Genomic DNA, 18,392 nt, shown 5'->3' with positions numbered 1-18,392 from the left:
AGTGAGGACAAAAGGTGGTCACCATGCAGGCCTCACCGACCGGCATTTCTGGCGTTGCGCCACTGTTCATCTCTCGACGCTCACTATCGGCGCATAAGGATTGGAGTAGCCGAATACTCGTGCCGTTGGAGCCCGGGCGATCGATGCTGGCGGCATGGCCACCGAACGGGACCTATGGGAGGACGCGCTGAGGCGGCTGCCGGTGCCCTATTCGTTAGCGTTGCGGCTCCGCGACGCCCGGGTGCCCGACGTCCTGATCGCACAGTGCCTCGGTATCGAGCCCGAGGCACTGGGACCGTTGTTGCGCGTCGCCCGAGCCAAGCTCCTCGCCGCCCATGGCCCCGATCAGCAGTAAGCGACAACACTCCACGCCCGGCCCGCACGAACCCGCCCACTACGAACCCGGCTCGACGGAGCCCCAGTCTGGGTCGACCGGACCGTGTCCGGCGCTGGTGATCGCGGATGGCGCCTTCAGGTCAGACAACTCCCTGGTTGGCTGCCGGATCCTCCGGACAAAACCAGTGCCAGTGCCTGTGCCTGCGTCGAGTCCAACCGGCAGGTGTGCTCCAGCCGATACGAAGGGTGAGCGCGCTCCTGGCTCGCAATCGAATTCAACCGTCCTGTACGACGGCTACCCCCGCTCCGCTGCAGTGAAAATCGGTTTGTCTCAACAATCGGAAGGTTCTCGTCGTACAACGGTCGGGCCCTTCGCGCTGATTAACCTTTCCTGTACCTGTGTCGGCATGCTGGGCGGTCACGCGGTGCGTGGGAACAGGTGCTCACATACCGCGGCGAGATCGCGAACGTAGCGATGCTGTGCGCGTTCCTCGACCAGTTCTGGTGACAACGACTTCTCCTGCCCCACAGTGAGCTCGCGCTTTGTGGGCGTCGTGAACCGTCGGGCCGGCAACGATGTCAGGTAGTCGACCAGGTGGGTCGCGTCGACGAGTGTGACGAGTCGGGTACCGACCACCGGCGTCTCGGAGTCATCGTCAACCGGATCACCAAGCAGCTCGATCGTCCACTCCCCCCAGGGCACATTCATGCGGGCGCCGTGGATGGCGAGGACGATCGGGACCGCTTGGCGATCGAGGCCATCGGCGTGGAAGGCCCACGCGATGCGGTCAGCTTCGAAGATCGCCGACTGCGCGAGGCTGGCGTCGAGCACCTGGCCGTTGTAGAACCAGTCGCTGCCTGCGGTGCCATCTTCGGTAACCCAGGGGCGGGCTTCGAAGTGCCCTGACCGGTACTTGCTGTCGATGAGCAGGACACCAGCCGGGCCGATCACGATGTGGTCCGCATCCGCCGCCGTGTAGTGCAGTGCCCGAGAGTGCAACACGTGCCAGCGGTCATCGAGGCCGGTCAACATGTGAGCGGTGATGCGTTCGGCGTCAGCGCCGACCTCGAGGTACTCCTCGGCCATCCACCGGCCGTCCCCGTTCGGGCGCTCGGCAAGGGGCGCGCCGGTGCGGTACCGGATCTTTGAGCGCCAACCCGCGTGGTGTGCCCGCCAGGTGATCGGCCACGCGGCGCGCCACCCGACAGCGACCAGGCTCGTGATGAGGGCGGGGGCTACCCACAGCCAACGCGGTAGCGCGAGGGCGGCCGTCGTCCAGAAGGCCGTGACGATGACGGTCAGGGCTGCGACGGTGGGGAGGTACGGGGTTCGGGTGGTGCGACGGGTCGAGAACACAGCCACCGAGGTGACTGCGCATGCGAGGATAGCGGCCCAGGATGCAGCGGCCCCGAGGTCGTAGGACCGACCAATAGTGAAGACCAGTGCCGCTGCGACGAGCGCGAAGCCGACTGCTGCGGCGCGGCGTGGGAAGGTGATGAGTGCGTAGGCGGCGGCGAGTGCCGCGGCGCTGTAGGTGCCCACGGCGAGGGCGTCCATGAGCGGGAGCACGAACAGCAGAGCGATGGTGGTGACCGTCGCGGTGATCGCGCTGGCGGTGACTATGAGCTGACCGGTCATGGTGCGCAGGGCGCGGCGTTGCGCGCGCGAGCGGTTGCGGAGGGACTGCCCGGCGAGGGCGGGGTTGTCGCCGCCGACGGAGTGGGCGTCTGGTGTGCTCATGTCGGTGAAGGTACGGAGGCGCTTCGCCGGGTGTTTCAGCCGTAACTGTTACAAGTGCGGCGTGTCGTGCAACTCCGTAACAGTTATGCGTGTTTAATGACCGCCATGGCTCAACCACACCTCGGCGAACGAACGCAGATTCGTTTCCACGCGCCCCAGGCCGTCGTCGATGCTCTCGCTACCTATGCGGAGCGACGTGGTCTGCCTGTAAGCAGAGCAGTCGCTGACTTGCTCTCCGAAACCGCCGGTCGCCCTGACCTCGTCCTTCACGGTGAGCCGATGTTCGACTTCGCAGAAGTCATCCCATCGGTGGCCCATGAATCGGAGGGGACAGGGACACTCGCGATTCGCGTGCCCAAGGAACTCGTCCCGGTCCTCGACGAGTTCGCGGCCGAGGCAGCTCTTCGTCGCCCCGACGTCGTCGCCTCTCTGCTTGCCCACCGCGTAGGTCTAGGGCACCTGATGCCCGAGAGGAGCCAGCTGCTGATGACCGGCTAACGCCATACGCCGGGCCGGCCTTACCAGCCAACCGGCGTCAGGCCCATGAACAACTTCATCAGCCGTGGACGTACATGTCTAGGAACTAACCACCCCTAGAAACAGCTAAACCCCGCATAAGCGGGGCTTCTGTAGCTGCTCGGTGAGCGCCAACTCACCGAACCAGTGTTCATGTGCGGGGCAGAGTTACCAGCTCTGCTGATCCGCGGCTCCGAACCAATGAGGAGCTTTCCTGTGCTAGCAGGACAGTTCGATGGTAGCGCACATCTATGCGCTGATCCATCGGCAACACACAACGACGCTGTCACAACTGTCACTAACCACAACTGGCGCCACACCTACTACCAGGCGTTTCACGAATGGTCCCCGCGACCTTCGGCCCGAGTCGACACCGCGCGCACCCACATCTACACCGACGCGCCGTTTCCGGCCGACCTACCGGACTTCCCCGTCGCGATGTACCTCGCCGACCCCCACGGCACCTATCGCTTCCTCGCGTTCGACTTCGACTCGACCCAAACACCGTCGATCGGACTCGCTGACTCCATTGCTGACGCACTCGCCTTCACCTCGACACTGCGGTCGCTGAACATCCCACACTTGGTGACAGCCTCCGGCAGCCAATGGGGCCGCCACGTCTGGATCCGCATGGCCGAGCCGGTAGCCGCCGGAGCCGTGCGCTCCCTCGCCCGCCTGACCAAACAGCTCCACAGCAGCCTCGACCTGTCGCCCCTGACCAACCCGCGAACCGGCTGCGTCCGTCTCCCGGCCTCCGCTCACCGCAGTGGCACATGCTCCACCCCCGTACTGTCCGATCCCGACGGTGATCCCAACGAAGCGCTCGCCGCACTGTCCCTCGGCGCGACCATGCTCGACCTGCGCCGGCTCTCCAAGCATCTGACCATGATGCTGACGGTCCTCAACACCGCCGGCACCACCGAGCCGACGCCGCAGCCGAAGCCCCGTACATCCCGCAAGTCCCCGAGCCTGGAAGTCCTCACGGGCCCGACCATCGTCGAAACCCGGGCCCCCGCCATCCGCTGCAACCTCGAAGACGACGCCCGCCACGCCGCGCTCCACGCCGCGCTGTCGACCCCCATCCGCCCACGAGACGACCACAGTGGCCCTGCGTTCTCTGCCCTGTTGCGCATGGCCGCCAACGGATGGCGCACCGACGATGTCCTCTCCGCCGCGCGTACCGCACCCGCCCTCGAATATCTCCGCACCGGCCGCTACGGCAGTACCGGCCGCGTTCAACGCCCCGACATCGATCGGTTCGCGCTGCGCCAGTGGGACCGTGCCTTGGCAGCCTGGAACCGATGGACCCAGAAGCATCCCCGTCGCGCGGAGACAACCACCGACAAGGGCGGCAGGCTTCGCGCCCACCAGATTCAGCACGCCGCCGGTACCGACCCCACACAGTGGAGCGGCAACGCCGGAGTCCACAGACGATGTGTTCTCGATGCACTGTGCCTGATCGCGTGGGAGACCGGACGGACAGAGTTCGACATCGATCAGCGACGTCTGGCCCTGACTGCGGGAGTCACGCAGCCGACGGCGTCGAGGGCGCTGAGTTGGCTGCGGGAGAACGGCTGGATCACCCGAGTAGACACGTGCCGGGGAACACGATCCGATCGGTATCGGTTGGACCTTCCTTCCGTTGAGGTTAGAACTGAATCACAAGGGGTACCCGCCCCCGATCCCCTCCTGGGCACCCTCCTCCACCAAACCCTGCTCCACGCCCGCCACGACCTCTGGACCAGCCCCGGCCTCGGTGGCGCCTGCGGTGCCACCCACCGTGCCGTCCTATCGGGCCACCACAGCACCTCCTCGCTCTCCCAGGCGACGGGCCTCCCCGCAGCGACGGTCACTCGGCACCTGCGGCTCCTGCAGGACCTCGGACTTGTCACTCGGTGCGGTCGGGCTGTGAAGAAGGTGGTCTCGGCTATGGCTGCTGCCGCTGTGAAGCTGGGCGTGGCGGGCGTGATCGAAGCACGTCAGCGGCTGTACACCGCGGAATCGCTGATGTGGGAGTGGTGGCAACGAGAGTTGGCGTGGCGACGAGCACCGCGGAGCCGGAAGCCGGTCCGTGCCGAGCACCCGTTCCCTCTGCTCCGTGGCCGTTTCCCGGCGGGTGAGGATGGTCGGGCGGACTTTGCTGGAGCACTCGGTCGGGTGCTGGCGTCTTTGTCCCGTGCTGTGGCCCTGGCTGCATAAGCTGCGAGCGGATAACCGGAGTGGAGGGGAGCAGCGATGACAGGCGGCTTTGAGTTGGCGCGGCTGACCTCGGTCGAGCCCCGCACCGTGTGGCCGGACGAGGCACTGCACTTCACGCCTTGGTTGCTGGAGAACGCGGACGTTCTCGCGGAGCTGCTCGGTATCGACGATCTCGTTCTCGAAGCAACAGAGCATCGAGTCGGGGGGTTCCGCCTGGACTTGATCGGCCGGGATCAGGGAACGGACCGGAAAGTGATCGTCGAAAACCAGCTCGGGCATTCGGATCACCAGCATCTCGGCCAGATCATCACGTACGCGGCTGGCACGAACCCAAGCACAATTGTGTGGGTGACCACGGGGTTCCGTGAGGAACACCGGGCGGCACTTGAATGGCTCAATCATCGCACCGACGAGGACACCAGATTCTTCGGTGTAGAGATCCGTGTGGTGCGGATCGGCGACTCCCCTGTCGCGCCGAACTTCGAACTGGTCGTCAAACCGAACGACTGGGAGAAGACAGTGAAGAAGGCGGCGACCTCGACAGGTGAGTCCGTGTCGGCTGTGGTGTACCGCGAATTCTGGGCGGTTGTCCTCGACCGGATTCGGGACCGGTATCCGTCTTGGACGAACGCCACCGGCTTGAACAAACCCTGGCAACCCATAGGCACGGGTATCAGCAACGTTCAGTTGCTGATGAGTTGGTTCAACGGAGTCCTTACACATCAGGTGTACTTCTCGGCCAACGCCGAGGAGAACGAGCGTCGGTATGCCATCTTGGTCGAGCATCGCCACATCGTCGACTCGCTGGTCAACGCCGAGGTGACATGGGATCCGATGCCGGACAACAAGGCCGCTCGGATCATCGTTTCCTCGCCGTTCAACGACATCAACGACCGCGACCGGTGGGACGAGATGGCCGAATGGCTTATCACCATTCAAGAGCGCCTCCGAGAAGTCCTGACACGCGTGGATCTGAGGTAACAGCTCAGAGCTGGGTTAGACGCGAGACTTTCCACTCGCCGTCGATGTTGACCAGGGTCAACAGCAGTACTAGCTGTCGTTGCGCAATGAACCGCGTCGAGTTCTCCACCGTCTGCGTCACCCGCACCATCCGGAACGCCTCGCGATCAGTCTGCGGCGGCACCTCTTGCGTGTCGATCGCCGCAGTGGCATCCACCATCGCGCCGGCCTGCGCCCACTGGTTCCACTCGTACCCCGGCGAGGAACGCCCGACCTGGCCGCGGATGTCGCTGGCGAGTTTCGGCTCCAGGACTGCTGCAGCACGGGCCATTCCAGCGTTCATGTCCGGGTCGACCCCCGGTAACAGCGTGTACGACGTCTCAGCGAACGCGATGGCCACGGCATCCGGGTCGCTGGTATCGATGGTCGACGCGTCGAGCGCAGGCAAGGTCGACGGCATCACCTTCGTCGGCGCGGTCTCGGTTGGCTGCGGTGCCGACTCCTGGCTCGACGAGGAGCAGCCGGCCACTACGGCAGCGACCAGCGAGAGCGCAGCGACACTGGTCAGTGCACGACGGATCATCCGAACCTCCTGATGTTTTCGGCGTTGTTCAGGTCGAATGGGTGGACGCCGACGGGCACCCCGAAAGTCTGCGCCTCGAGGACCTTCCCATCGCCAAGCCAGATGGCCACGTGCGCGGTGCCGTTGGAATACACCGCATCACCAGGCTGAATGTTCTCCTTGGACACGGCGGTGCCGGTCTCGACCTGCCCCCAGGTGGTGCGAGGAAGGATCGTCCGCTGTCCGGAGGCCTGCGCGACTGCGTACAGCACCAGCCCCGAACAGTCGAAGCCCAGCTCGCCGCCGCCCTGGCCGGCGGTGGGACCGTCAGCTCCACCACCGCCCCACACGTACGGCAGACCCTGCTGACGTGACGCGGCTTCGATCATCGCGCGTGCGAAGGGACTGCCGGCGACGGTGATGGCCGGGCCTCCCCCTGAGACTTCCGGGGACGACCCGATGTTGGCCTCGTACTTCGCCATCCGGGCGCGAATGCCCGGAACGTACGCCTGGGTCTGCCCGAACGGCGGGATCCCCCCGTACTCGATCACCGCGCCCTCACCCGCGTTGTAGCCGGCCAACGCCAGATCGACGATGTCGCCCTTGACCTTTCCGCTGGCAACGTGCGGTTTGAGCTGGTCGACGATGTAGCACATGTACTTGCCTTGGGCGGCGATCGCGTCGAAGGGATTGAACGGGTCAGGCGAGTTCGCGGCCTCGGGCCGTCCGCTTCTATCTAGGCCGGAGTCGACGCCCATCGTTGCCCACGTGCCCGGCATGAACTGGGCCATACCTTGGGCGCCACCGGAGTTGACGCCGTCGCCCGCGCTGGTGACCCCTTCCTGCCAGCCGGATTCCTGCTCGAGCTGCGCGGCGATCAGCGGGGGTTTGATCTCCGGACACATCGAGGCTGCGGCGATGACCGCCGCCCGGTACTTCTCGGGCACCGAGCCATCGGCGAGACCGTCTCCACCGCTGGTCTGTGGCTCGATGCAGTCGGCGGTGGAGGTTGACGTGTCGGCCGCGAGGATCGCGGGTGGAGAATTCGGGGAGATGCCCGGCGCGGTGCCGTAGCGTGTGTCGCCGTTCGGGGTTCCACCACCGGCGACGCTGACGTGGACGTGATCGAAGTGATTTTCGGTGTCCGATCCTCGGTCTTCCATCACAGACCAGGAGCCGTTCTGCCACAGTCGTTGCTGCCAGATCAGGTAGTCGACGTGGAAGGCGTCGGCGTTCGCCTGGAAGTAGGCGACGATGTCGTCGCCGAGCTTGGTCCCCTCGGGACTCTTGTAGTCCGGGACCATGATGTCGACGGCACGACCGGACCCGTGGTCGCCCGGGTCCCCGGGCCGTAGGCCACCGATCGTCGTGACGGCGGGGAACTTCGCCGACGCGGCCCGCATGACGCGCACACCGTCGACCTGCATCCCGGACTCGGTGCCCTTCTCGGCCGGCAAGGCGACCATCTCGGCGGCCGGCGCGGTGAGAGCGTCGAAGGGATTGGCGCTGGTCGACGTGCTCGGGTCGATCGGCGTGTACTCGGGACGCGCAGCTGCCAGCGATGAGGCTGCGGGCAGGTCTTGCGTGAGCCACGGCATCGGATCGACACCGGAGTTGTAGTTGACGTAGCCGCCAGGATGCAGGGAGAAGTGCAGGTGGGGGCCGGAGCTGTCGCCGTCGTTGCCGACGTTGGCGATGTGCTGTCCACCGCGGACGAGGTCACCGGCCTTCACCAGCACGCCGTCGCCAAACATGTGCCCGTAGAGCGTGGCGACCCGTTGGCCGTTGAGGTTGTGCTCGACGATGATCGCGTTGCCGTATCCGGAGACGGGACCGGCGACGGTCACCTCGCCGTCGGCGGCGGCGTAGATCGGTGTGCCGACGGGGGCGGCGAAGTCGCTGCCGTTGTGCATGCCACCGTCACGCATCCCCCATCCGGAGGAGATCGTGTAGGTACCCGAGGCCATGGGGATGGCCAGTGATCCGGCACGGACACCGGACAACGATCCACCGGCGGCACCGAACGCGGACACCCGCCCTCGGTCGACACCGCAGTCAGTCGAGACGACTGTGGTGGTTCCGGTGATCGCCGCGACGAATGCGGTGATCATGTTCCCGACCAACAGCAACAGGACTGCGAAGAACGCGGCGATCGCACCGAGAATTGACAGGTAGAGCGGCCACCGTTTCTTCTTCGGAGCCTGCCCTCCGGCGGCCTTCTTCGCGACCGCCTTGGTGGCCGCCTTCGCGGCGACCTTGCCTGCTACAACCCACATCTGTCAGGCACCACGCATCTCGACGCGGTACACCGCCAGACCGGAGTCGGCCTCCCCGACAGTCCTCGGCCCGACGACGACCTCGAAATGCAGGTTCTCCCAATGCCCGTCCTCCACGTGCTGCGCGAGGAGCCCGAGCACGTAGCGGCGGGCCGGGATGCGGACGGTCACCGTCCCAAAGTCTGCGTCGAGTTGAACGGGCCCGGCCGGCAACACGTCCTGCGCCTGAACCTGCTGGTCCCAGGTCCACCCCCAGATGCTGTCGAATTCCGCCTCGGCCCGACTGGATACTTCCGGCATGGCAAGCGACCGCCACGACGACATCCACGTCCGCCCTGGCGCCGGGTTGGCGGGGCTGAACGTGCCGTACAGCTTGATGAAGTCGATAGCGAATGCCTCAGCGTCGGCTGCCGGCACTTCTGCGTAGGTGTGCTTCGGGGTGACCTCGATGTTTCCCGGGTCGTCGGGGAGCACAGTCGGCGTTGCCGGGGCAGATGGGCTGTCACCGCCGCATCCCGCGAGGGCGACCGCTGCTGCGAGCAGTATCGCGGCCAGCGCGGTCCGCGTGCTGGCCGTACTCATCGGCCGCTCCGGACAGCGTGACGCGCACGTCGCTGCTTGAACCGGCGCCACAGCCAGCGGACCGCCGCAACCGTGAGCTCGAGGGCGATCACCGCGAGCATCAGGGCGGCCATGCGCACGCCACCGTCGCCGAGTCGCTGTGATCCGGTCTCGGACAACGACGCCGAGAGAACGAGAACGACTCCCCAGAGGACCAGGCGACCGCGGGTGGTGGTGAGCCTGGCCCCGACCTCGTTGATGGCCTGTCCAGCCCACCGCCGTGTGCGGTCAGCAAGATCCATGACGGGTCCTTCCTGCGTCGACGTCGATCGGTCGGACAGACGATTGCGTACGGGTTCTCCACCAGCTGCTGACCAGCGGAAACGCGAAGCGGCCCCCACCGTCGGGTGGGGGCCGCTTCGTGGAGAGGCAGATAGAGTCAGAGCAGGATCATCAGCAGGAACGAGATGATGAGCACTCCGATCAGGATGTACGCGATCATCTTGTTCGACTGCACTCCGAAGATCGTCGGCGGCAGGTCATCCGGTGTCAGCCCGCCGATCCCAGCCGGATCCACCATTCGTCGGATCGCTGACCGCTTCGGCGCTTCACCGGGAGCATCGATCTCCTCGGCCAGCGGGTGACGTGCCGGCGCCGACATGCGCGGTTGGACGCCGCGCGCTTCCGCGAGCCCGTTGACGACGGCGACCATCCCCTCGTCGTCGAGTGGAATGTGGATCGGCTGCTCGCCACCGCCCTCCACGGGAACGACGACGATGATCCGAACCTCACCGGTCTCGTTGTCGTACAGCACCTGAGGGTCGTAGCCGTACAACACCTCATCCCCATATCCGGCGGCGTCGAACGCGTCGAGCGCCTCGGCGAGGTCATCGGCGGGATGGTGGTTGCCGTTGGCCGTGGTTTCCATGCGCTGTCCTTGAGTCGTCGTACTGAGATCGGTCGAAGTCGGGTCGGAGAATGTCACTACGCTTCTCCTCCCCCGTTGCTGCCCGCTCCCTGCTTCGCGTTCTTCCCGCGTCGCTGATCGGGGAGCTTGCGTGCCGGATTGAGCCTGTTGCCCACCGCTTCCTGTGCGCGCAGCGCCGAGTACTGGGCCAGGAACTGGGCCTCCTTGGTCACCTTGGCCGTGGACTTCGCGCCGCGAGCCAGGGAGTCGACAGCCCGGTTCGTTCCCTCCCCGGCGTAGGCCGGGGTGCGGCCCCGCGCTCCCTGGTAGGCGCCGCGGACCGCGCCGGCGGTGCCTGTGACTGGGGCGGTCACCAGACGCCGCGCCATCACGCGGGTCCCGCTGCGGCCCATGGCCCGGGACGCGGCGAGGTTGGACTTGTGCTCACCACCGAGCGCGTTGACCGATCCCACCGCGGCGCCCCTGACCATCCGGCCGCCGGTGAGGACCGCGGACTTCGCGGAGCGGCCGCCGGCCTGCACCGCAGCGCCCGTGCCGCGGCCGACCGCGCCGGGCGCGCGCGAAAGGCGCTGCGCACCCTTGTATCCGGCGTACGCGGTCATGGCCTTTGTCGTAGTCATACCGCGGCGAGCCTGGTCGGCCATGTTCACGTTCATCGAGCCCTGCTGTGGGCGGATCTTCTCGTCGATCTTGCGGATCAGCTTGAAGAACCCGAACAGCACCATTCCGACGATGATGATCTTCATACCGGTGTAGATGCTGTCGGAGCGGAATACCAGGCAGATCAGCCAGATGATCAGGGTCATGATCAGGCCGTAGGCGAAGCGTGCGCTGAATGTGTGCAGCACATTCCACACCCATTCCTTAGCGCCGTTGGTCTTACCGGTGAATGTCGCTCCTGCGAGGACCAGGGGGCCGATCATGAAGAGCGCGAACAGCAGCACGTGCCAGAGCATCGTGATGATCGACAGCGACGTGAGTGCGATCGCAATGACCAGCGTCGCGACGAGAGACGACGCGGCCTGAGTGAGCCGCTGCAGGCCATTGGTGCCGGTGAACGCCGAGTACATCGTGCTCGCGTCAACTCCAGCCAGTGCGGGAGAACCGCCTGTTTGCCCCGTATCACCGTCAGACGCGTCTGTAACGGCGGTGACCCGATCAGCCAGAACCTTCCCTGCAGCGAAATAGGGAACGCACTGCTGCGCATCGGCGAGGTTCTTCGGATTGTTGGCATTCAGGCAGGTCGTGACCAGATCGCCGATGGCCGGTCCGCCCTGCTGCACGATCAGGTAGGTCCGCAGGTCACGGCACATGTCAAGGTTGACGTAGCACGGCAGTCCATCGCCCTTGGTCGCTGCGTCCTGGCCGTATCGGACACCTTCCACAGCCTGCCCGGATCCGGCATCGGGCTTGCCTTCATCGACGTTGATCGCACGTCCACCCGAAGGCCCGAACTGTCCGAGCGCCCACGGCCGGTACGCCAAGGTTTCCGCGAGCACACACGAGGACACCCGCTGCCCAAGAGCCTCGGTGTTCCCCGGCGGGACGTGGCAGAACTCTTCGCCATTGTCATCGTTGAGATCGGACAAGATCGCCGTCGTCAGCGCCGAATTCAACTGCCCGATCATCGAATCGAGCGTGTTTGCCACGACGTAGAAGCCCGCGCCCTGCGGCTCATCGAGGGACTGGTCGCTGTTCTTGTCGGCAATGATGCCGCCGAACATGGCCCCGGCGAGAATCATGACGCCAATCGATGCGACCGCCTTCCCGATCGCGTCGCGGCCCCCGCCCCGCACCGCTGCCATTCCGATCGCGATCGCACCCAGAGCCATCGCGATACCCATCAGCGGCAGCGCAAGGTTGGTGAAGACGTTCGCGACCACCGAGTTCGACTTGTCGTACAGCCAGGCGACCGGGTTCTTCGCCTGCGCGAGTTCCTTGAGCGCGATGGTCGCCTGCAGGATGTAGAGGTTGACGGTGAAGATGGCGTTGCCCGACATCGTCCACATCCATGCCGGAATCGAGCACTGGTCGGGCTTCGCCTCCCCGTCGGCGTCCGGCGAGTACTGCCAGTTCACCCAGTCCAAGCCGCGCAGACCCGAGATCTCGTAGAGGGTGTACTGCGTCATGTCGCCGCCGGCCGCGAGACGGATGTCCTTCGCGTTGTCCGAACGCTGACCCGTTTCCGCATCGACCGCACCAGCCAGGTTCAGGTTCGAGAACCATGCCTCAGGGCCGGAACCCACCGGCTGCTGTTCGAGGTTGGGTGCGGTCATACCGCACATGGCTTCCTTGACGGGCTCCGTGATCGCGTTCGTGATCGACGAGAAACCCCACGCTCCCGCCGGCGCGGCCGAGCCGAGCATCACCGTGGCCGTGACCAGCAACGTCACCACCACCGCGGTTACCACCTGCCACGCTCGACCCGCGAGGTGGCGGACCCGCTGATCCGTCTGCGCACGTCGTGGCGCGAGACGCTGCCGCCACCACACAACCGCGGCCCCGAGGATCAGCCCGCCGATCGCAGCGGAGGCAGACGAGAGCCACAGCTGGAGCGGGAGGGTGGCCATCAGTGCGGTCTGAGCCAGGAAGGTGGTGAGTGCCGGCGAGGGGCCGATTCGTCGCGAACGCAGTACCAGCACCGCGAGCGCCAGCAGCCCGGTCAGGTAGGCGGTGAAGTACGCATACCCGCCCTCGATCATCGTCAGCCACGACGATGCCGCACCGAGCGCGACGACTACGCCCGCGTACACCAGCGTTGAGACGGCCGCCAAGACGTGTGCCGGGCTACGCCGCCATGCGACGACCAGACCGGCAACCCCGGCCAGCATCGAGGCAACCACGAGGGTCGACACGACGCCGATCTCCTGCACGAGGCCGGCAGCTAGGAACAGCGCCGACACCACCGCGACGCCGCGGAACATCAGACGAGGCTGGGTGAGCACATCCATGAACTTGCGGCCCCACCGCGAGCTGCGGCCGGTCCAGAGCTGTTGAGGGGCAAGGGTAGCCATCAGTGCGCATCCTCCAATCCGGATTCGGTGTACAGGCGCTCGGCAGTCACTGCCGCCGCGGCATTGGCCGCTTCGAGCTCGTCGATGTTGCGAGCGATGAAGTCGTGCCAGTCCTCGTCGAGTTCGAGGTCGTCGGTGTAGTCACCGCGCATGTTGGCTTCGCTGATTCCCGTGCGGACTTCGAGCATCGTGGTCGGGTCGATCTCCCAGTCCCGTCCACTGCCACTGATCGGAATGCTCTGGGCTCGAGGACGGTCATTCGGGTTCGTCTCGGTAGCCCGGGCGAGCTCGGCGAACATCTGGTCCACCGAAACCGTGGCGACGCGGTTGTCGACATCGCGCATCACACACCGACCACCACGAAGCTGACCGCCAGCGCTCTTGCCTTCCTCGAGGAGCTTGCGTGCCAGCGCGACCGTTTCGGTCGTGGTCCCTCCGCTGGTATCCCGCAGCAGCTCCAGCGCACGGGCCGCCTCGACCGGGGACTTCTGCCGGAACATGAAGATGGTGCCGAACTGGTTCGAGTCGGCCTCGCCGGCGTCCTTGGCCTGCTGTTCAATCTCCTGCACGTCGCGGGGCTGCTGGGAGATGAACACGATCACCAGGTTGAGCGAGCGGCCCTGACGCAGGCCACGGGAGAGGATGCCCTGCCCAGTCGGCTGCCGGGCGATCATGTACCCCTCGTCGACGAACAGTGCACGCGGCGGCGTCTTCATCTCACCGGTCACCGGATTCGGCTTCGGACGATCGTCGAAGAGCTTCTGCACCAGATCGAGCACCGTGAACATCGCGGCTGCCGCATTGCGCTCGGACTCCGACCACGTCTCGGGCTGGTCCGGCTTCTTCGGCGGCGCAAACCCGTGGAGCGTGAAGATGACCCGCCGACGGGTCATGTCACCGAGGTCGACTCGCTGGCCGTTACCGACGAGCAGCTTGGCGTAGCGAGTGTCACGAGCACGCTTGAACCGGTTGATCACTCGATCGAGCTGTTCGAGCTTCTCGGTCGCGTTGAAGGCATTCGCGTTGTCCGCATCTTCTGCCATCGGCCGGTACTTCTCACGGCTCTGCTCGAGGAACCGAACCACTGTCCCCATCGACGGCACGATCGGGTCGCCGTGAATGGGTTCGCCGGCCTGTTCGGCGTCGTAGGCCTCCTTCATCACAGCCAACGCCTGCTCGACGATCGTGCGATCGTCCTTGTCGGTGAACAGCACCTCGACCTGGCCGCGGGCGAGTTCGTCAGCCTCGGCGTACGAGTCGGTCAGCGACCACGCATCCAACTGGCCAGCGGCGCCGCGGGCGAGACTGACGATCGTGGTCTCGGCCCAGAACTCCGGGTTGACCGGCTGGAACTGGGACTCCTCGGTACCGAGAATCCCGGCTTCCGCGTCGGCGGAGAATCCCGGCTGCATCACCTGTTCGCCGAATGCGATGTAGTACGTGAACTTCTCGAAGTCGTTCTTCGGGTCGAGCACCATGCACTGCGTGCCGGACTCGGATTCCCAGAAGTACAGCAGCAGGGCGAGAGTCGACTTGCCGCCGCCCGAGGCGCCGATGATCGCGATGCCTGCGCCGCGGTCCCGCGCAACCTGCACGTGCAGCCCGAAGTGGACCGGCGCGCCATTGGTGTAGGTGTAGCCGACCGGGAACCCGCGCCAGCCTCGGGTCCTCCCCCGGTTCGCCTCGACTGCGTCGCCGACCTGGTCATCGGAATCGAGGCGAGCCACCGCCGGCGCCCACACATCGGTGGTGCGCTCGCCGATCTTCACCCCGCCACCCTGCGCAGCGACGAGGCCGCCGAAGATCTTGCCCGTGTAGTCCCCCGGCAGCTGCTCTTTGAGCAGGTGGGACTGGGCACGGGGAACGCGCACCATCTCCAGGTCGCCCATCATCGCTCGGACGTCTTCTTCGGCGGCGACGAGTTCCTTGGGCGTCGGCGCCGAGAGCACCAGCCGCAACCGGCCGATCATCGCGGGCTGCGGAGCGGTACTCGCCTCTTCGAACAAGGCCTGCGCCCGGTCGTACTTGTTCTCGAATCGCGGATCCTCCGAGGCCTGGACCTTGTCGCGGTCGGCGGCCTCATCCTTGATGTTCTTGGCGACCTTGAGGGCTCGGTCCTTGAACTCGGCCGCCGAGATCAGCTCGTAGCGCCACGACAGCTCGACCGGCCGCGGAAGCTGCGCGAGGGCCGGACCCCACGCCATGACCGGGTTGAACTCGAGGATCGGTGCGGACGACGCAACGACGAGGGTTGCGGTGTAGGTCGATCGCTCGTCCCCGGTATCCGGGTCGGTGTCGATGATCTCGACATAGTCCTGCCCATTGCGACCACGGAAGTTCACGGCCATGTCGAAGAAACTTGTCCGCAGCGGCTTCGACGTCAGGATCGGCTGTTCGGACGGGAAGCGGTGCCCGGACAGTGTCTTTCGGATCAGCCAGATCAGGTCGCCGCGGGTGCACGGTGTTGCGCGGAACGTGGCGAGCTGGAGGTGCACCCGGATCGCGAGATCGCGGAACGGCTCGAGATCCGATGCTCGGAACTGTTCGTCGGCGACGGCGGTGACCCGATTCGCGATGGCGCTGAGTGGGTCGGGGACGGTCTCGCCGGTGAACTCGCCGAGCCGCACCATCAGGTAGCGCTGGCGCTCCGGTGTGGATTCGGACAGCAACGCCGACACGTGGCGCAGAAGCTGGCGCATCAGTCGCGACGGATTCCAGGACGTCTTGAGGTAGCCCCGGGCCCACTCCTCCGCCGACGTCGGCCGGTACCGGATGATCTCGTGGCACTGCACCGACTTGCCGTTGAAGACGGCCAGCAGCGTGTTGTAGGTCTGCGCCACCAACTCGGCAGCTGACTGCTTCTCGTCGGCCGTGAGGAACTCGTCGGTCGTGCCGGCGAGCCGCAGCGCGGTCCACACTGAGTCTCCGGAGATGAAGATCAGGTCGTCCGCGTATCGGTACGGCAGCCGTTCCCGGTCCGCCACTGTCGTCAGCTTCTTCTGCCGAGCGCGCCCCGTGGGGGCGGAGGTTTTGCGCGCTTGGACTTTCCGAGCACCGAAGTAGACGACGCAAATGACGAGGACGCCAAGGAAGATGTATGTCACGGGAAGCTACTTCCGGTAGGTGCCGTAAGGCGCGGGTGTGGGAAAGCTGTCGCTGTAATCCGGCATGTCCTCGGGGCGGTAGAGGATGACCTGCCAGTGCAGATCGGTCGGGTACTCGTCCTTGCCTGTGCCCTGCAGCATTGCGGGCTGGAACAGGTGGTAGTCGATCCACAGGGTGGTCGATTCGAGGGGCGTGACCCGCCCCTCGGTGTCCTTGGCCACCACGGGGTAGACCGCACCACCGGCTACGATGCCGACCAGCAGTCCGATCCACCACCAGCCGATTCCGAGCAGCCACAGCAGCAGCGTGGTGCCGATCCCGATGGATAGCGCGGCTCCGCCTGCGACACCTGCTCCGACCCAGTCCACGCCAGGGAGGCGGAACTCGTCCATCGAGAACTGACGGGACCGGTGCCGGAACAGGTTGGTCCAGTCATGGGAGATGATTCGGGAAGAGTTGTCGCCGGCGGACATTGCGAGGCTCTACTGTCCGTCGACCACGGATACCCCGCCACCAGTGGTGCCGGACTGGACAGTCTCCTTGCCGAGCGAGGTGGCGAGGCCCGGGATGAAGGTGACCAGCCCAGCGAAGACCCCGGCGAAGACCCACACGCCGACGTCACCGATGCGCTCGCGCATCTTGCCCTTGCCGGAGCCACCGATCTTCACGGCGAGGATGGACCCGAAGACGGTCAGCAGAGTGCTGCCGATGAGGAGGAGATTGTCGCGGACACTCTCTGCGATTTCGTTGACCGTGCCCCACCCCTGCTGCGCGACGACAGCGGTCGACGGGTCTCCCGTCAATGCCAGAACCTGATCCCACATGCTGTGCTTCCTTTCTCGTAAGGGCCGCACCCGCCTTGCGGGCCAGTCGCGGCGACTGCACGATCTCGCATGGGTTCTCCACCCGAACCCGACAGACGCCGAAATTGGCGTTCTACGAGGGACTTCCCCGGGGACTACGCGCTGGGGACCCCTGCAGGATCGAATGGACCGGACGCGGCCTGCGTCGGCTCCTGCGGCTGCACAGGCGTTGTCGGCGACGAGGGCGACGAGGGCGACGACGATCCACTGCGTGACGAACTGTCGGGCGCACCCGATGACGACGCGGCTGCGCCGCTGTTCGGAACCGGTCCCCCAGACGGATCCAAGGCGGACCCCGTGACGTCGAGAACCGCCCACTTCCCCTGCACGTACCGCAACCGGATCTGGTACGTGCCAGCCTGCTTCGACGTGCTCATCGCGCTGGTCCACTCCACGGTGGTCTCGGCGACAACCTCGTCGCCGGACTGGTAGTGGATGGTGCCGCCGGACTCTGTCCGGGCGGTGTACACGGTCACCTTCTCCACGGTGGGGTTGACCAACAAGCCACGCAGTCCAGCGCGGGCCGCAAACGATGCGTCTTCGGTCAACGTCAGATTGAGCTGCTGGGCATCCGACGATCCCCACGCCTGCATGAACGGAGAGAGCACCTGATCGCGCAGCTGCGTCGCCAGTTGGGCGTCCTTGGCTCGGGTCTCGGCGTAGGCGGGAGGAGCACCCAACCGGGGCGCCGGCATGAAACCGACATTGCCGACGACCCGCATCATCGTCGGGTCTGCGCGATCGTTGACCCACACCGGAACAACCGCTTCCAAGGTCTTCTCCGCGCCGTACGCCACCTGGTACGTCAAATACGCTGCGGCCCCTTCGGTGTAGCCCTCGCGCACCGAGCTGATCTGTCCGGTGAAGACGATGCTTTCCGGCTTCTCCGCCTCTGCTGTCGATGTACCGGAGTAGCCACAGCCCGACTCGGTGCCGCTCGTCGCCATCCGGGCCAACACCTCACCGCGGGTGCGGACCGCGGCAGTGTCGGAGGCAGCCGGACGGGTCAGGCAGATGTTGAGGTACTGCTGACCGAACACCGCTGCCTGCTCGACGGGATACGACGACAGACGGAATCGCAGCGCCTCGTTTTGCGAGATCGCGCCCTGCGCCGGGACACGCGACGATCCGATGTTCACCCCCACCGTGAACGTGGTGCCCGCCGCCAACAGCAGGACACCCACCGGGATACCCAGCCGCACCGCCCACTGTCGGCTCTTCACTATGGATCTCGTGGACCGGTTGGTCTGACTCCTTGATGGGCGTGACGGTCTCGGCTCGGTGGGCGCAGGATGGGTCTGGTGGGCGGGTCTGGCTCACGGCTCTTCTGA

General features: G+C 65.8%; 15 protein-coding genes. 4 read left to right on the top strand and 11 right to left on the bottom strand.

Features of this window, described 5'->3' with window-relative positions; translation table 11 throughout:
• Window positions 1–154 precede the first annotated feature (154 nt).
• Window positions 155–355: a hypothetical protein gene (locus K3M35_RS22585; protein ID WP_138846073.1), complete on the top strand. Its 201-nt coding sequence runs from the start codon at window positions 155–157 to the stop codon at window positions 353–355.
• 399 nt (window positions 356–754) lie between these two features.
• Here K3M35_RS22585 and K3M35_RS22580 read toward each other — a convergent pair whose 3' ends face one another.
• Window positions 755–2,077, bottom strand: coding sequence for a nuclease-related domain-containing protein (locus K3M35_RS22580; RefSeq protein ID WP_138846072.1), 1,323 nt, complete (start codon window positions 2,075–2,077; stop codon window positions 755–757).
• 96 nt (window positions 2,078–2,173) lie between these two features.
• Here K3M35_RS22580 and K3M35_RS22575 point away from each other — a divergent pair, with 96 nt between their 5' ends.
• The 3 genes from K3M35_RS22575 to K3M35_RS22565 all read left to right on the top strand — a co-directional run bounded on the left by K3M35_RS22575 (window position 2,174) and on the right by K3M35_RS22565 (window position 5,773).
• A complete protein-coding gene (locus K3M35_RS22575) occupies window positions 2,174–2,575 on the top strand; it encodes a hypothetical protein (protein ID WP_193904223.1) in 402 nt (133 codons plus the stop codon).
• Window positions 2,576–3,031: 456 nt separating this feature from the next.
• Window positions 3,032–4,792, top strand: coding sequence for an ArsR family transcriptional regulator (locus K3M35_RS22570; RefSeq protein ID WP_175428146.1), 1,761 nt, complete (start codon window positions 3,032–3,034; stop codon window positions 4,790–4,792).
• Between the two features lie 36 nt (window positions 4,793–4,828).
• Window positions 4,829–5,773: a DUF4268 domain-containing protein gene (locus tag K3M35_RS22565; RefSeq protein WP_217580400.1), complete on the top strand. Its 945-nt coding sequence runs from the start codon at window positions 4,829–4,831 to the stop codon at window positions 5,771–5,773.
• A gap of 4 nt (window positions 5,774–5,777) precedes the next feature.
• On the opposite strand, the gene K3M35_RS22560 is transcribed toward K3M35_RS22565, so the two are convergent.
• The 10 genes from K3M35_RS22560 to K3M35_RS22515 all read right to left on the bottom strand — a co-directional run bounded on the left by K3M35_RS22560 (window position 5,778) and on the right by K3M35_RS22515 (window position 18,284).
• Window positions 5,778–6,335 carry a hypothetical protein gene (locus K3M35_RS22560; protein ID WP_217580402.1) on the bottom strand — a complete coding sequence of 186 codons (558 nt, stop codon included), beginning with the start codon at window positions 6,333–6,335 and terminating at the stop codon, window positions 5,778–5,780.
• Complete coding sequence (locus K3M35_RS22555; protein ID WP_138846067.1) at window positions 6,332–8,590, bottom strand: peptidoglycan DD-metalloendopeptidase family protein; 2,259 nt, start codon at window positions 8,588–8,590, stop codon at window positions 6,332–6,334. The genes K3M35_RS22560 and K3M35_RS22555 overlap by 4 nt, the downstream gene beginning before the upstream one ends.
• Window positions 8,591–8,593: 3 nt before the next feature.
• Entirely contained in the window at window positions 8,594–9,172 is a 579-nt protein-coding gene (locus K3M35_RS22550; RefSeq protein ID WP_138846066.1) for a hypothetical protein, read from the bottom strand.
• Window positions 9,169–9,453 carry a hypothetical protein gene (locus K3M35_RS22545; protein ID WP_138846065.1) on the bottom strand — a complete coding sequence of 95 codons (285 nt, stop codon included), beginning with the start codon at window positions 9,451–9,453 and terminating at the stop codon, window positions 9,169–9,171. The genes K3M35_RS22550 and K3M35_RS22545 overlap by 4 nt, the downstream gene beginning before the upstream one ends.
• A 137-nt stretch (window positions 9,454–9,590) precedes the next feature.
• Window positions 9,591–10,079: a hypothetical protein gene (locus tag K3M35_RS22540; RefSeq protein WP_138846064.1), complete on the bottom strand. Its 489-nt coding sequence runs from the start codon at window positions 10,077–10,079 to the stop codon at window positions 9,591–9,593.
• A 56-nt stretch (window positions 10,080–10,135) separates the two neighbouring features.
• Window positions 10,136–13,093, bottom strand: coding sequence for a hypothetical protein (locus K3M35_RS22535; protein ID WP_217580404.1), 2,958 nt, complete (start codon window positions 13,091–13,093; stop codon window positions 10,136–10,138).
• Window positions 13,093–16,077 (bottom strand): ATP-binding protein, encoded by a 2,985-nt coding sequence (locus tag K3M35_RS26740; RefSeq protein ID WP_193904228.1) that lies wholly within the window; start codon window positions 16,075–16,077, stop codon window positions 13,093–13,095. The genes K3M35_RS22535 and K3M35_RS26740 overlap by 1 nt, the downstream gene beginning before the upstream one ends.
• Before the next feature lie 126 nt (window positions 16,078–16,203).
• Window positions 16,204–16,671, bottom strand: coding sequence for a hypothetical protein (locus K3M35_RS22525; protein WP_217580406.1), 468 nt, complete (start codon window positions 16,669–16,671; stop codon window positions 16,204–16,206).
• A gap of 9 nt (window positions 16,672–16,680) precedes the next feature.
• Window positions 16,681–17,022, bottom strand: coding sequence for a hypothetical protein (locus tag K3M35_RS22520; protein ID WP_193904230.1), 342 nt, complete (start codon window positions 17,020–17,022; stop codon window positions 16,681–16,683).
• Window positions 17,023–17,156: 134 nt separating this feature from the next.
• Complete coding sequence (locus K3M35_RS22515) at window positions 17,157–18,284, bottom strand: conjugal transfer protein (RefSeq protein ID WP_220666996.1); 1,128 nt, start codon at window positions 18,282–18,284, stop codon at window positions 17,157–17,159.
• Window positions 18,285–18,392 lie beyond the last annotated feature (108 nt).

Origin of the sequence: Rhodococcus sp. DMU2021 (assembly GCF_019641445.1) — a bacterium.
Classification (GTDB): domain Bacteria; phylum Actinomycetota; class Actinomycetes; order Mycobacteriales; family Mycobacteriaceae; genus Rhodococcus; species Rhodococcus pyridinivorans.
This window is presented reverse-complemented; position numbering and strand designations above follow the sequence as displayed.